12 protein-coding genes are annotated in these 13,109 nt (G+C 73.4%); 9 read left to right on the top strand and 3 right to left on the bottom strand.

What is annotated here, in order from left to right:
• Positions 1-99: 99 nt before the first annotated feature.
• Positions 100-738 (bottom strand): RDD family protein, encoded by a 639-nt coding sequence (locus HFV08_RS04600; RefSeq protein ID WP_168536130.1) that lies wholly within the window; start codon positions 736-738, stop codon positions 100-102.
• 495 nt (positions 739-1,233) lie between these two features.
• On the opposite strand from HFV08_RS04600, the gene HFV08_RS04595 reads away from it, so the two are divergent.
• The 7 genes from HFV08_RS04595 (at position 1,234) to HFV08_RS04565 (ending at position 9,975) form a co-directional block, all read left to right on the top strand.
• Positions 1,234-2,091, top strand: coding sequence for a bifunctional methylenetetrahydrofolate dehydrogenase/methenyltetrahydrofolate cyclohydrolase (locus HFV08_RS04595; RefSeq protein ID WP_040252911.1), 858 nt, complete (start codon positions 1,234-1,236; stop codon positions 2,089-2,091).
• 79 nt (positions 2,092-2,170) lie between these two features.
• Positions 2,171-2,875, top strand: a complete 705-nt coding sequence (locus HFV08_RS04590) for a DUF3017 domain-containing protein (RefSeq protein WP_168536128.1) — start codon at positions 2,171-2,173, stop codon at positions 2,873-2,875.
• A 749-nt stretch (positions 2,876-3,624) separates the two neighbouring features.
• Positions 3,625-4,833: an XRE family transcriptional regulator gene (locus HFV08_RS04585; RefSeq protein ID WP_168536126.1), complete on the top strand. Its 1,209-nt coding sequence runs from the start codon at positions 3,625-3,627 to the stop codon at positions 4,831-4,833.
• A gap of 441 nt (positions 4,834-5,274) precedes the next feature.
• Positions 5,275-6,264 (top strand): malate dehydrogenase, encoded by a 990-nt coding sequence (locus HFV08_RS04580; protein ID WP_168536124.1) that lies wholly within the window; start codon positions 5,275-5,277, stop codon positions 6,262-6,264.
• A gap of 256 nt (positions 6,265-6,520) precedes the next feature.
• On the top strand, positions 6,521-8,503 hold the full coding sequence (locus HFV08_RS04575) for an AbeC-like domain-containing protein (RefSeq protein WP_168536122.1): 1,983 nt from the start codon (positions 6,521-6,523) through the stop codon (positions 8,501-8,503).
• On the top strand, positions 8,487-8,957 hold the full coding sequence (locus HFV08_RS04570; protein ID WP_168536120.1) for a hypothetical protein: 471 nt from the start codon (positions 8,487-8,489) through the stop codon (positions 8,955-8,957). The genes HFV08_RS04575 and HFV08_RS04570 overlap by 17 nt, the downstream gene beginning before the upstream one ends.
• A gap of 4 nt (positions 8,958-8,961) precedes the next feature.
• Positions 8,962-9,975: a serine/threonine kinase C-terminal domain-containing protein gene (locus HFV08_RS04565; RefSeq protein WP_168536118.1), complete on the top strand. Its 1,014-nt coding sequence runs from the start codon at positions 8,962-8,964 to the stop codon at positions 9,973-9,975.
• Between the two features lie 74 nt (positions 9,976-10,049).
• Here the strand turns inward: HFV08_RS04565 and bla are convergent, their stop codons facing one another.
• Both bla and HFV08_RS04555 read right to left on the bottom strand, forming a co-directional pair.
• Positions 10,050-10,991 (bottom strand): class A beta-lactamase, encoded by a 942-nt coding sequence (gene bla / locus HFV08_RS04560; protein ID WP_246341498.1) that lies wholly within the window; start codon positions 10,989-10,991, stop codon positions 10,050-10,052.
• 166 nt (positions 10,992-11,157) lie between these two features.
• On the bottom strand, positions 11,158-11,616 hold the full coding sequence (locus HFV08_RS04555; protein WP_246341497.1) for an ATP-binding protein: 459 nt from the start codon (positions 11,614-11,616) through the stop codon (positions 11,158-11,160).
• A 143-nt stretch (positions 11,617-11,759) separates the two neighbouring features.
• On the opposite strand from HFV08_RS04555, the gene HFV08_RS04550 reads away from it, so the two are divergent.
• Positions 11,760-12,581 carry a helix-turn-helix domain-containing protein gene (locus tag HFV08_RS04550; protein WP_168536116.1) on the top strand — a complete coding sequence of 274 codons (822 nt, stop codon included), beginning with the start codon at positions 11,760-11,762 and terminating at the stop codon, positions 12,579-12,581.
• Positions 12,578-12,883, top strand: a complete 306-nt coding sequence (locus HFV08_RS04545; protein WP_168536114.1) for a DUF397 domain-containing protein — start codon at positions 12,578-12,580, stop codon at positions 12,881-12,883. Before HFV08_RS04550 ends, HFV08_RS04545 begins: the two co-directional genes overlap by 4 nt.
• The last annotated feature ends 226 nt before the right edge of the window (positions 12,884-13,109 follow it).

Raw genomic sequence — 13,109 nt, 5'->3', positions numbered from 1 at the left:
CCCCCCGGGCCCCCCCCCTCTGTGTGGTTCCCCCCCGCCGCTGTCGTCGCTGTCCTGCGTTCGGCCCGGCGCCACTGCGGCGGGCCGACGGTCGTACGCCTACTGGCTGCGGATGACCAGGGTGGAGCACACCTTGTCGGCGAAGGTCTGCTTCTTCTCGTCCCACAGCGGCCACAGCCAGCCCAGGTAGCAGGCGATGCTGTCGAGGAAGTGCGCGATGCGGCGCACGAAGGCCATGCCGACGCCGACCGGCTGGCCGTCGCTCTCGCGGACCAGGCGGATGCCGACGGCCTTCTTGCCGACGGTCTGGCCGGTGCGGCCCTCCTGGATCAGCTGCCAGATGGCGAGGGCGATCAGGGCGACGAAGCCGATGATCGCGAAGACCGCCTTGCCCTGCCCGACGATGATCACGATGTACGGCACGGCGAAGATCAGGCCGTCGATGATGGTGCCGCCGAGGCGCAGACCCCAGTGGGCCAGCTCGGGGGCGGCCCCGTAGCCGTAGCCGCCGCCGTACGCGGCCTGCTGCTGCTGGTAGGCGTCGTAGGGCTGCTGGCCGCCCTGCGGGTAGCCGGGGTAGCCCTGCTGCTGGGGCACGCCCTGCTGGGGGTAGCCGTAGCCGGGCTGACCGCCCTGCTGCGGGTAACCCGGCTGCTGGCCGCCCTGCTGCGGGTAGCCGGGCTGCTGCTGGCCGCCCTGCGGGGAGCCATAGGGGTTGTTCGGGTCGCCGAAGCTCATGGCGAGATTTCCTCCGTAGGAAGCGCGGGGACACGCGGATCGCTGGGGGAGGAACGACAACAGATGCGGAACGTCCCCCCGGCACTGCCCGCGGCACTGTGCCGCTCATCGTTCTAAAGGCCTGGCGTTTTTGTCCAGTCGCTTCCCTATGGCGTTGTGCAAGTGCAACTCGCGCGTCACGCAGCGTCGCGCCGACTTCACCCGAACTGCCCGCGTATTCCTGCCGGTTCGCGCCGCCCTCGGGGACGCACAGCGACCTCCCGGGAGCCTGCCGGGCCCTCCGTGGTAGCGATCGGGTGTCCGGATTCTTGCGGTCGGGCGAAGGTTGCGGGGAGCCGGGGTGAAGACGGGCGGAGCGGGCCCTCGCCGTCCGCGTACCGACCCGGATTGGAATCGGGGAGTCGTCATCCGGGAGGATGGTGGGGGACGGCACGCCGCCGCCCACCACCGCTCTCTCCGCTCGCCACCGCATCTCCAAGGAATGTGCTGCCTCCCATGACTGCTCAGATTCTCGATGGCAAGGCCACGGCGGCCGCGATCAAGTCGGACCTGACCGCCCGGGTCGCGGCGCTGAAGGAGAAGGGCGTCACGCCCGGACTCGGCACCGTCCTGGTCGGGGACGACCCCGGCAGCCACAAGTACGTCGCCGGGAAGCACCGCGACTGCGCCCAGGTCGGCATCGCCTCGCTCCAGCGCGAACTGCCCGCCACCGCGACCCAGGAGGCGGTGGAGGCGGTCGTACGCGAACTGAACGCGGACCCCGCCTGCACGGGATACATCGTCCAGCTGCCGCTGCCGCGCGGCCTCGACGAGAACCGCATCCTCGAACTGATGGACCCGGCCAAGGACGCGGACGGACTGCACCCCACCAACCTCGGCCGCCTGGTCCTCAACGAGCCCGGACCGCTGCCCTGCACGCCCTACGGCATCATCCGGCTGCTGCGCGAGCACGGCGTGGAGATCAACGGAGCCGAGGTCGTGGTCGTCGGCCGCGGTGTCACCATCGGCCGCCCGATGCCGCTGCTGCTGACCCGGCGCTCCGAGAACGCCACCGTGACCCAGTGCCACACCGGCACCCGCGACCTCGCCGCCCATCTGCGGCGCGCCGACATCGTGGTGGCCGCGGCCGGGGTGCCGCACCTGGTCAAGCCCGAGGACATCAAGCCGGGCGCGGCCGTGCTCGACGTCGGTGTCTCGCGCGACGAGAGCGGCAAGATCGTCGGCGATGTCCACCCCGGGGTCGCCGAGGTCGCGGCCTGGCTCTCCCCGAACCCGGGCGGGGTGGGCCCGATGACCCGCGCCCAGCTCCTGGCCAATGTCGTCGAGGCGGCCGAGCGCGCCGCCGAGAGCTGAGCGGGCCGAAGCCGGGCTCCTCGCCGAAGCTCCCGACACCCAAGCTCCCGATCACCGCTCCCAAGGATTCGAGCAGCCGATGAACGCACCCGACGGGGCGCCGGAGACCGACGGCACCGGCGCCCGGCAGCCCGGGCCGGACCGTCCCACCGGCGGTGCCGCCCCCGCGGAGCCCGCCGCCCGTACGGGATCCGCCACCCGCACGGAGCCCGCTGCCGCCGCCGAGGCCACCGCCCGTACGGAAGGCGCCCGCACGGAGTCCACCGCCCGTACGGGATCCGCCGCCCGCGCGGAGTCCACCGCCCGCTCGGATTCCGCCGACGGCGGCGAGGCCACCGACCCCGCGGGAGCTTCGGTGGCCGTCGACCGGCAGGCCCCCTCGGGTGCCACGCTCGCTCCGGCCTCGCGGCGGTTTCCCCGCTTCACCCGGGGTGTGGCCCGTCCCGAGGGCGGTGGCCGTGCGGCCTCGGGTGACGCTCCCGCCCCCGCCCGTCAGTGGCCCATGCTCGCGGTGCTCGGCACGGCCGGGATCGGGCTGCTGATCACCGCCCTGGACGTCTTCCGGGTCGGCACCCTGATCATCGGCCTCGCCCTCGTCGGCGGGGCGGTGATCCGCTGGATGGTGCCCTCGGTCGGGATGCTCGCGGTGCGCTCCCGCTTCACGGACATGATCACGTACGGCGGACTCGGTGTGCTCATCGTCCTGCTGGCGTTGATGGCGCAGCCCGACCCCTGGCTGGAGATCCCGTTCCTGGACGACGCCCTGCACTTCACCGTGAAGTGAGCCGGGACCGAACCGTGCGGTGAGCCGGGCCCGAACCGTGCGGTGAGCCGGCGCCGTGACGTGATCCGGGCGGCCGTGCGGTGAGCCGGGCGGCCGGGGCATCGCAACTGCCGGGCCACCGCGACCTGTCGGGCACCTCTGCCCCCTCGGGCTCCCCGGCGCCCTGGGCGTCCCCGGACTTCGCCGCCGACGCGGGCGGCGGCGGTATCCGTCCCCTCCCCCGAATCAGGGACGGACACCGCCTGCGGGTGCCCGGGCCGCACCGGAGGCCACCGCGAAATCCCTGGTGGGTGTCCCCACCGGGGCCGCGGAGGCGGCTGGTGGCGGTGTCCGGTTCTGCCCGCGGACCCAGACTCATCGACCCGTCGGCGGCGTACAAGGAAAGCCCGGGCCCTGTGGCACGGAAGTGACCATTCCGCTACGGTGTGCGCGCCCCGCAACGACGTACGGGTCGGGCGCCGCCTGTCCGGTGCGGCGGGCGGGGCCGCTGCCGCAAGGGGGCGATTCCGGCCCAATCGGTCAGGGCGTCGTGGTGCGCCGCCGGTGGTGATGTGACACTGGACCGCAGGGCGCGGCGCGTGCGAACGTGCCTGCCGTACGGCGAGGACATCCAGGACCGCCCCGGGGAACCGGCGGCGGCGCGGGCCCCCGGAGGGGCCCGGGAGCGGAACCCGGGGCGGGGTGGCCCCGGGGTCCTGTGCCTCGCGGTGCGGCGGCGCAACGACATACAGGGGGAAGTGGGGAAGGCAATGCCTCGGTGGAGGGAGCTCTCGGAGGAACTCGATCCGGAGATCCGGGAGTTCGCGGGACAGCTGCGTCGGCTCGTCGACCGCAGCGGTCTCAGCGTCGCCTCGCTCTCGGACCGTACCGGCTACAGCCGTACCTCCTGGGAGCGGTATCTCAACGGGCGCCTGCTCGCGCCCAAGGGCGCGATCATCGCGCTCGCGGAGGTCACCCACACCAGCCCGGTCCACCTGACCACCATGTGGGAGCTGGCCGAACGCGCCTGGAGCCGTTCGGAGATGCGCCACGACATGACCATGGAAGCGATACGGATATCCCAGGCGCGGGCCGCGCTCGGGGAGACCGCACCGCAGAAGCCGGGCGGCCGCGAGGCGGGTCCGCAGAAGCAGGGCGGTCGCGGTGCCCGCCGCCAGTCGGGGTCGGCCGCGCGCTCCGGCGCCTCCTCTGGCTCGCGGGGTTCCGAGGCCCCGGAGTCCGAGCGCCTGCCCGGCAGCGAGGGCCCCTACCCGGAGGACCTGGCGGCCGAACCGCCCGCCGGATCCGGCGCGGGTGAGCGCCCGGGCCGCCGCGCCGGCCGCGCCTCGCGCGCCGAGACCGCCGTCCATCCGGGCGTCGCGACGGGCCCCGGCCACCCGAACTCCGGCCACCCGAGCGGGTCCCCGTACGGCGGCCCCGGTGGACCTGCCACTGCCTCCGGCCCCCGCGAGGCCCGCCCCGCCCCCCGCTCCCGCCGCCGCAGCCCCCTGCTGATGGTGCTCGCCGGGGTCGTGGTGGTCGCCGTCGCCGCGGTGCTGACGATGCGGCTCGCGGGCGGCAACGCCGAGGCGGGCAACGAGCCCGCGCCGCCGCCCTCGACGACCGCCGCCGCCTCGCCGCTGCCCGAGGGCGTCGAGTGCGTGGGCAAGGACTGCGCCGGACGGGACCCGGAGGAGATGGGCTGCGCCGGGGAGTACGTGGAGACCAGCGACCGGGCCACCGTCGGCACCGCGGTGGTCGAGATCCGCTGGAGCAAGACCTGCGGCGCGGCCTGGGCCCGGATCACCTCGGCCGCGGCGGGCGACGGGGTGCGCATCAGCTCCACCTCCGGCGGCAAGCAGAACGCCACGGTCGGCACCACCACGGACGCCTACACCCCGATGGTCGCCGCGCGGAAGGCCGCCGACGTCACCGCCTGCGGCATCCTCGCCACGGGCACCGAGGGCTGCACGAAATAGCCCTGCCGCCGGGCGTTCCCACCCCAACTGCCCCGCCTGTCCCTCCCGTCCGGAAGGCGCCCGGAAATTTTCCGCGGCGAGATGCGCATGCCCCGGGAGAACCGGGGCAGGTGCACAGTCCCCCCACGGGAGTGGTCACCACCCCCACCCGGCGGCCGTTCCTGCCACCCCTACAGGCAGGAACGGCCGCCGGTCCGCATGTCCGGCCCGGTCCCTGCCGGGTGTCCGGCCCGATCGCCCGGGCGGCCGGGGCCACTTGGGCGGTGTCGGGCGCGGTGTGGGGTGGGCCACACGAACCCGGACGTACGGTCCGCGCCGAGCGCGATAGCCTGACCGCCGGATCTCTCTTGACGCCAAGAGATCGATCATCGTGGCCGATGGCAGGGATCCCCCGCACCCGGGGCGACAACCCCACCGCCACAGCTGTCAACGGAGAACGCCATGACCCGCACTCCCGTGAACGTCACCGTCACCGGCGCGGCCGGACAGATCGGTTACGCACTCCTCTTCCGCATCGCCTCCGGCCAGCTGCTCGGCGCGGACGTGCCGGTCAAGCTGCGCCTGCTGGAGATCACCCCCGCGCTCAAGGCCGCCGAGGGCACCGCCATGGAGCTGGACGACGGCGCCTTCCCGCTGCTGCGGTCCATCGAGATCAGCGACGACCCGAACGTCGCCTTCGACGGCACCAACGTCGCCCTCCTGGTGGGCGCCCGCCCGCGCGCGAAGGGCATGGAGCGCGGTGACCTCCTGGAGGCCAACGGCGGCATCTTCAAGCCGCAGGGCAAGGCCATCAACGACCACGCCGCGGACGACGTCAAGGTCCTCGTGGTGGGCAACCCGGCCAACACCAACGCCCTGATCGCCCAGGCCGCCGCCCCGGACGTACCGGCCGAGCGCTTCACCGCCATGACGCGCCTCGACCACAACCGCGCCATCAGTCAGCTGGCCAAGAAGACCGGTGCCGCGGTCTCCGACATCCGCCGGGTGACGATCTGGGGCAACCACTCGGCCACCCAGTACCCGGACATCTTCCACGCCGAGGTCGCGGGCAAGAACGCCGCCGAGACCGTCGACGACGAGAAGTGGCTCGCCGAGGACTTCATCCCGACGGTCGCCAAGCGCGGTGCCGCCATCATCGAGGCCCGCGGCGCCTCCTCGGCCGCCTCCGCCGCCTCCGCGGCCATCGACCACGTGTACACCTGGGTCAACGGCACCGCCGAGGGCGACTGGACCTCCATGGGCATCCCCTCGGACGGCTCCTACGGCGTCCCGGAGGGCCTGATCTCCTCCTTCCCGGTCACCACGAAGGACGGCGCCTACGAGATCGTCCAGGGCCTGGACATCAACGAGTTCTCCCGCGCCCGCATCGACGCCTCGGTGAAGGAGCTCGCGGAGGAGCGCGAGGCGGTGCGCGGTCTCGGCCTGATCTGAGCCGCCGCCGGATCCTTTGATCCGCGTACGCCCCCTTATGCCTCCCTGCGCCCCCGGACACCTCCATTGGTACCGGGGGCGCTGCCGTTGTGTGGCGCGGGTCACGCTCCTCGCGCCTATCCTGTGAGGTCCGTGCAGATGCTGCACGCACGCCGACTTCCGCCGGTCGTACGGCAGTTCAGCCGTAGGAGCCGAGGCAGGAGCCGAGGGCCGAGCAGATCGCGGACCGCGGGGAAGTCCTGGCACCGGGAGAGTTGTGACGGACCAGACCACCCCGCGGCCACCTGACGCCGCGGAAGGATCCACCGCGCGGACGCCCGCCCAGGGTGTCGTGCCCCCGGGCGCGAGCGAGGCCACCCGGCTGCTGTGCGCCGGGGCCTATGTCGACCCGGCCTACCGGGACGCGGTCATCGACGAGTTGTACGTGCACGAGGAGCGGGTCGTCGCGCCCTCGCTCGGCTGGGACGCGGCCCGGGTCCTCGCCCACGCCCTGCGCGCCCGCCGCCTCGATCTCGGCTGGGCGGGCGGCATCCTGGCCCTCTGGGTGCTCGGCGCGGTGCTCAGCCGCTATCTGCTGCTCTCCTTCCTGCTGCCCAGCCTGCTGCTCGCACTGGCGGCGAAGCTGCGCGCCCCCGGGGGAAGCGGAGGGGCCGCCCAGCGCCGGCTCACCGCCCTGGTGCTGCGCTGGCTCGGCGGGCTGCTCCTGCTGTTCACCCTGCTCTCGTCGGTCCTGGTCGGCCTGGGCCAGGTCGACGGCGAGGTCGCGTTCGTCGGCGCGGGGATCTTCTTCGTCCTCTTCCAGGGGTTCCCGGGCGCGGAGGCCTGGTTCTCGGACGCGGCCCAGGACATCGGCCCCTTCCACGCCTGGACCTCGCTGGTGGTCCTGTTGCTGGTCGCGGGCTGCCTGGCGGGCCAGCGCGGCCACATCGCGCACGCCCTGACCCACGAGCTGGACCCGCGGCGCTTCCCGGACATGGCCGCCGACCCCGCGGAGAGCGCGGCCGGCGGGCGCTTCCAGCGGCTGCGCGAGCGGATCCGGGTCGAGCAGCACGCCCCGCTGGTGATGTACCACCCGGCGCGGCCCTTCTGCGGTGCGGGCAGGCCGGTGGACGGCTGGACCCTCGCGGTCGAACTGCGCCCCGACCCCGACCGCCCGGCGCCCCCGGAACCGCTGAGCAACCGCAAGATCCTGCGCCGGATCGACGCGCTGCTCGCCCAGCTCCGGCTGCCCGCCCCGGCCGCCGCCACCGTGGTGCGGGACCGGCTGCGCGGCCTGGAGACCGACGAGTGCGTCTTCCTGCCGGTGGCCGGTCTGCCCCGCCGCGACCTCGCCCCGTACGGCGACTCCGCCTTCCGCCGGCACCGCGACGAGGCGGTGGAGGAGGGCGGCGAGACCCGGCGGCACTTCCTGCGGGCCCGGGTCGGCGGCTGGGAGGAGGAGATCGTCACCACGGTCTTCGTGCGGGTGCACACCCAGGGCGGCATGCTGATGCTGGAGATCGCCCCGCACGTACTGCGCCCGGTGCGCGAGTCCTTCGGGGAGGCCGACCGCTTCGCGCACCAGTACCGGAACAACACCCCGCTCGGCAAGGCGGCCTGGGCGCTCGGCCGGGTCCCGCGCTCGCTGCCCTTCGCCGTGGTGGTGCTCGGCCGCGGCACCGCGCTGAGCTGGCGCACCCTCACCGGCGGCCACGAGAGCGCGCTGCCGGACGGCCCCGCCCGCTCGGTACGCGAACTCGGCAGCGACAGCGAGCAGTCGCTCTTCCAGGAGATGGACGTCAGGCGCTATCTGAAGTCCGTCCAGGACCGGATCGCGCACGGCGTACGGGAGGTGCTGCGCGAAGCGGGCTACCGCACCGACGAGTTCGCGCAGAAGATCGTCAACGTCAGCGGCGGCGGCGTGCACATCGAGAGCGTCCAGGGCGCCCTGGCCATCGGCGACCACAACACGGTCGGCAACCAGGAGCAGGCCGCCGAGGCCGCGGCCGGTGCCCGCCGGTCGGCCGAGGCCGCCGCCGAGGCCCGCCTCGCCGCCGAGGCCGAGCGGCGGCGCGCCGCCGAGACCGAGGCCCGCCGCGGCACCCCGCCCGGCGCCCCGACCCCACCCCCAGCACCCCAACCACCGCCGCGGCGGGCGGAGCCGGCCGGACCCACGGTGCCGCCGCAGCAGGGCGCCCCGCGCCCCGCACCCCGCGCGGCGAACCCGGAACCGGGAGGAACCGATGACGACCGACCCTGAGCAGCAGGCCGCCCCGAGCGGCACCCCAGGCCCCGCCGAGCGGCCCGGCCGCGGCCCCATCAGCATCGGGAACGTGCACGGCGCCTTCGCCATCGGCGACGGCAACAAGGTGAGCAACCAGGTGTACGGGGCGCTCCCCGGCCCCCGCCCGCCCGAGCAGGAGGAGCTGCTGCGGGCCGTCCAGGACATGCGGGCCGACCTCGCGCGACTGGTCGAGGCGGCCGGACGGCAGGGCCTGAACCCGGAGCTGACCGCCCTGGTCGCCTCCGCCGAGCGGGAGCACCTGGACGCCGAACTCGCCGGTGCCGAGGCCGAGATCGAGGAGCAGGGCGCCGCCGACCAGGGCCGCCGGGTCCGGCTGCGCCGGGCGCTGACCGCCGCGGGCGCGCTCACCGGTTTCCTGGCCTCGGCGGCGACGGTCACCCAGGCGCTCGGCGCCTTCGCGGGCGGGTGAGCGCATGGCCGGACAGGACGAGGGCTTCGGCTGGAACCCGGAGACCGGGCGCTGGGACGACGGTCCCCGCGCGCCCTACACCCCGCCGCCGCCACCGCGCCCGGAGTTCGCCCCGCGCCCGCACCCGGACCCGGAAGGCGGTCAACACCCGCCCACCGACGGTGGGTTCGGCCCCGGCGGCGGTCCGGGACCGGGCCGCGCCGACTCCCCGGTGGCCGAGCAGCACCAGTACGCCGCCGGTGACCAGGGGGAGTTCGGGCCCGACGGCCAGTGGCGGCACGCGGGGCCCGTCTCGCGCTCCTCGCATCCGGTGCCGTCGCAGGGCCCCGGCGGACCCTGGTACCGGGGCCGGGCCGGTGCCGTCGCCGCCGTGCTCGCGCTGGCGCTGATGGGCGGCGGCCTCGGCGGGCTGCTGCTCGCCGGAAGCGGGGACGGCGACCGCGGCGAGGACAAGCCGAGCGCCTCCGCCTCGGCCGGGAGCGCCCCGGGCCCCTCCGAGCCGCCCGTGACCGCCGAGACCTCCGCGCCACCGACCACGCCGAGCGCCCCGAAGGAGCCCCCGCCCGGCTACCGGGCCGTCACCGAGGACGAGTTCAGCCTGGTGGTCCCCAAGGGCTGGCAGCGGCGCACCAAGTCCGGCGAGAAGGGCGTCACCCTCTACTACTACGAGCAGTCCGGCGGCCCCCGCCGTGTCCAGGTCTTCCCGGTCACCGAGGAGGACGCCACCCCGCGCGGCACCCTGGAACTCGCCGAGACCTTCATCGACGGCGCCCCGGGCTACGACCGCCACAGCCTCAAGGACCTGCCCGACGACCCCCGCGGCCCGGCCGCCGAGCTGGACTACTCCGCCGACAGCCAGGAGTTCGGCGTCCGGCTGCGCACCGTCGACCGGGTCGTACGGGGCGCGGACGGCCAGTTGTGGACGGTCCTCAGCCAGGGCCCGGCCGCCGACTGGCCCGCGCAGCGCAAGGTGCACCGCACGGTCCTGCGCGGCCTCTGCTTCGGTACGGAGTGCTGAGCGGTACGGGGTGCTGAGCGCGGCGCGTCCGCCGAGTGGCCCGCGCCCCGGTTGGGCGCGGCGCGGGCCGGGGCTCAGACCAGCGCGGGGACCAGGAGCCGGGCGGTCTCCGCGATGAGCGCGTCCACCGCCGGGGCCTCCGGGTCCGGCTGGGTGGCGAGGACGGAGAGGATCAGCGGGGTGCCGTCCCCGGTCCAGGCGATGCCGACGTCGTTGGTGGTGCCGTACTCGCCGGTGCCGGTCTTGTCGGCGACCGTCCAGTCCTCGGGCAGTCCCGCGCGCAGCCGCGCGTCGCCGGTGGTGTTGCCGCGCAGCCAGCCGGTGAGCAGCTCCCGGTCGCCGCGCGGCAGTGCCTTGCCGAGCACCAACCGGCCGTAGTCCAGGCCGACTTCGGCCGGGGTCGTCAGGTCGGTGGTGCGCCAGGGCTCCGCCGAGTTCAGCTCGGGCTCCCAGCGGTCCAGCCGGGTGACCGGGTCCCCGAGCGAGCGGCAGAAGCGGGTGACGGCACGCGGGCCGCCGAGTTCGCGCAGCAGCAGATTGGCCGCCGCGTTGTCGCTGTACGAGACGGCCGCCGCGCACAGCGCCTCGACGCTCATCCCGTGGGCGAGGTTCTCCGGCTCACCGGTGATCGGCCCGTACCCCGAGTCCTCGACCTCCTGCGCGGTGTAGCGGATCGTCTTCGCGAGGAACTCGCCGTTCTGGTCGAGGTCGCGCAGCACCGCCGCCGTGGCGAGGGTCTTGAAGGCGGAGCAGATCGGGAAGGTCTCCCCGGCGCGGTACCGCACGCTTGCGCCGGTGACCGCGTTCCGCGCGAACACCCCGAGCCGGGCGCCGAACCGGCCTTCCAGCGCCCGCAGTTCGCGGGAGAGTCCGCCGCCCGGTACGCCCGCGGTGCCCGCCGCGGCGGAGCCCGCCGAGGCGAGGGAGACCGCGGCGGCCAGCGCCGTGCCCGCGCCGAGGCCGAGCAGGGTGCGGCGACTGGGGGCGAGGCCGCGGGGGTTCGTGGAGGGTGCCAAGGTGGTGCGCTCCTCTGGTCGGTGGCGGCCGGGCGGGACGGTCCGGAGAGGTCCGTCCGACCGGCCGCGACAGCTGTTCCCGGCCTGAGACACCCGTGCGGGCCGCTCCGGTTCCGCCGCTTCCGGATCACGCACCGGTACGCAGCCGCCCCCCGGTGGGCGCCGCCTACTCCCGCGGTAACGCCCACTCGCACCACACCGTCTTGCCGATGCCGCAACTGCGCAGCTGGGCACCCCAGTTGTCGGAGAGCGCGGCCACCAGGGCGAGCCCGCGCCCCGACTCCTCCTCGACGGTGACGGTGCGCGGTTCGGGCAGGGTGTCGCCCGCGTCGGAGACCTCGATCCGCAGCCGCTCCGCCGACAGTTCGCAGCGGGTCAGGATCTCCCGGCCCGGGGTGGCCCTGGCGTGCTGGTAGGCGTTGGTCATCAACTCGCTGAGCAGCAGCACCGCCGTCTCGGTCAGCGCCTCGGGAACCTTCCAGGCGTCCAGTTGCTGCCGCAGCCGCCGCCGCGCCCGTCCGACACTGCGCGGATGGCGCGGCAGCATCCAGGCCACGTCCAGGGGGAGCCGGTCACGGGGGAGTGCGGAGGTGCCGGGCGGGCGTTGTGGTGAGGGGGTCGGCATGGCCAAGTGATCCTTGCGGGTGGGGTTTTGTCGGTTACCCGGTTCAGACTGGCCAGCGCGCCCTAATGTCGCGAGTAGCGAGGCGGGTACGGAGCGTACGGGTACCTGCCGAGGACATGCGCTCAGCGTTCGGAGGGGTCCCCATGGCGCAGGAACCGAAAGCAGCACAGACGCCCGCCGCTTGGCGGTACTGCGGAAACCAGATCAAGTTGTGGCGCGAGACCGCGGGCGTCTCCCGCCAGACCCTCGCCGACGAGGCCGTCTACAACTACGAGTACGTGAAGTCCATGGAGTACGGACGGCGACGGCCGACGCTCCATCTCCTGCGCACCTGCGACGCGTTGTGCGGGGCGCAGGGCAAGCTCATCGCGGCGTACGAGTACCTGAAGCCGGAGCCGTACCCGGCGCGGTCACAGGAGTTCATGGCTTTGGAGAAGGAGGCCACCGTCCTGAACGTCTACGAGTTCGGGCTCATCCCTGGTCTCTTGCAGACCCGCCCTTACGCGACTGCGCTGATCGGCGAAAGCTGCCCACCCCTTGATGACGACACCATCGAGGAGCGAGTTCGAGGCAGGCTTGAGCGAAGTGAGGCTCTGGAACGGCGTCCCAAGACCTCCTTCGTCTTCGTCATCCATGAGGCCGCGTTGCGTACGAGAATCGGTGGGCCGGAGGTGATGAAGGAGCAGCTGCACAACCTGCTCAAGGCAGGTGAATTGCGTAATGTCATGATTCAAGTGCTGCCGTTCGGGCGTGGAAACGGCCAAGAACTCAATGGACCGTTTGTGCTCCTGGAGACATCTGAACACGAGCACTTCGCCTACGTGGAGGGCCCGGAGACGAGCGCGTTGCACGCTGACGCAAACAGGGTGAGCGCCCTCACTCAGGCCTATGGGATGATCCGCATGCAGGCTCTGGGAGTTGAGGAGTCGGCCGCGTTTATCAGAGAGGTGGCGGAGTCGCTATGAACAGTCGGCTGCACTGGTTCAAGTCCAGCTACAGCGATAACCAGGGCGGGAACTGCCTTGAAGTAGCTCTGGACTGGCACAAGTCCAGCTACAGCGACAACCAGGGCGGCGACTGCCTTGAAGTAGCCCTGGACTGGCACAAGTCCAGCCACAGCGACTCCGAGGGCGGCGCCTGCGTAGAGGTGGCCGCCTGCCCCCAGACGATCCACCTCCGTGACTCCAAACTCGGCGAGTCCAGCCCGCAGTTCGCCGTACCGGCCGCTGCCTGGACCGCCTTCCTCTCCTTCGCCGTCGCCGGCTGACGGAACAACTCGCCTCCTCCGCAGGGGAGTTGACCGCGCCGTACATTTCACACGGCGTACATGGATCACCGCGTACTGCCACGCCTAGGGTCTTGGGCATGGCAGCAGGAAGCGTTCTCGCCGCGCGTCACCAGCCCGCTCAGGGGCCGGTGACGCGTGTGCTGTGTCCGGGTGTGTGACCGGCTTCTCCGATCCCTTCTCCCCGCCTCTTCTCTCTACCCCGCGC

Source organism: Streptomyces physcomitrii (genome assembly GCF_012273655.1).
GTDB classification, from domain to species: domain Bacteria; phylum Actinomycetota; class Actinomycetes; order Streptomycetales; family Streptomycetaceae; genus Streptomyces; species Streptomyces physcomitrii.
This window is presented reverse-complemented; position numbering and strand designations above follow the sequence as displayed.

Bases quoted from the DNA above. Each gene is read 5' to 3' on its own strand.
- HFV08_RS04600 (WP_168536130.1), bottom strand. From the start codon at position 738: ATGAGCTTCGGCGACCCGAACAACCCCTATGGCTCCCCGCAGGGCGGC.
- HFV08_RS04595 (WP_040252911.1), top strand. From the start codon at position 1,234: ATGACTGCTCAGATTCTCGATGGCAAGGCCACGGCGGCCGCGATCAAG.
- HFV08_RS04590 (WP_168536128.1), top strand. From the start codon at position 2,171: ATGAACGCACCCGACGGGGCGCCGGAGACCGACGGCACCGGCGCCCGG.
- HFV08_RS04585 (WP_168536126.1), top strand. From the start codon at position 3,625: ATGCCTCGGTGGAGGGAGCTCTCGGAGGAACTCGATCCGGAGATCCGG.
- HFV08_RS04580 (WP_168536124.1), top strand. From the start codon at position 5,275: ATGACCCGCACTCCCGTGAACGTCACCGTCACCGGCGCGGCCGGACAG.
- HFV08_RS04570 (WP_168536120.1), top strand. From the start codon at position 8,487: ATGACGACCGACCCTGAGCAGCAGGCCGCCCCGAGCGGCACCCCAGGC.
- HFV08_RS04565 (WP_168536118.1), top strand. From the start codon at position 8,962: ATGGCCGGACAGGACGAGGGCTTCGGCTGGAACCCGGAGACCGGGCGC.
- HFV08_RS04555 (WP_246341497.1), bottom strand. From the start codon at position 11,616: ATGCCGACCCCCTCACCACAACGCCCGCCCGGCACCTCCGCACTCCCC.
- HFV08_RS04550 (WP_168536116.1), top strand. From the start codon at position 11,760: ATGGCGCAGGAACCGAAAGCAGCACAGACGCCCGCCGCTTGGCGGTAC.
- HFV08_RS04545 (WP_168536114.1), top strand. From the start codon at position 12,578: ATGAACAGTCGGCTGCACTGGTTCAAGTCCAGCTACAGCGATAACCAG.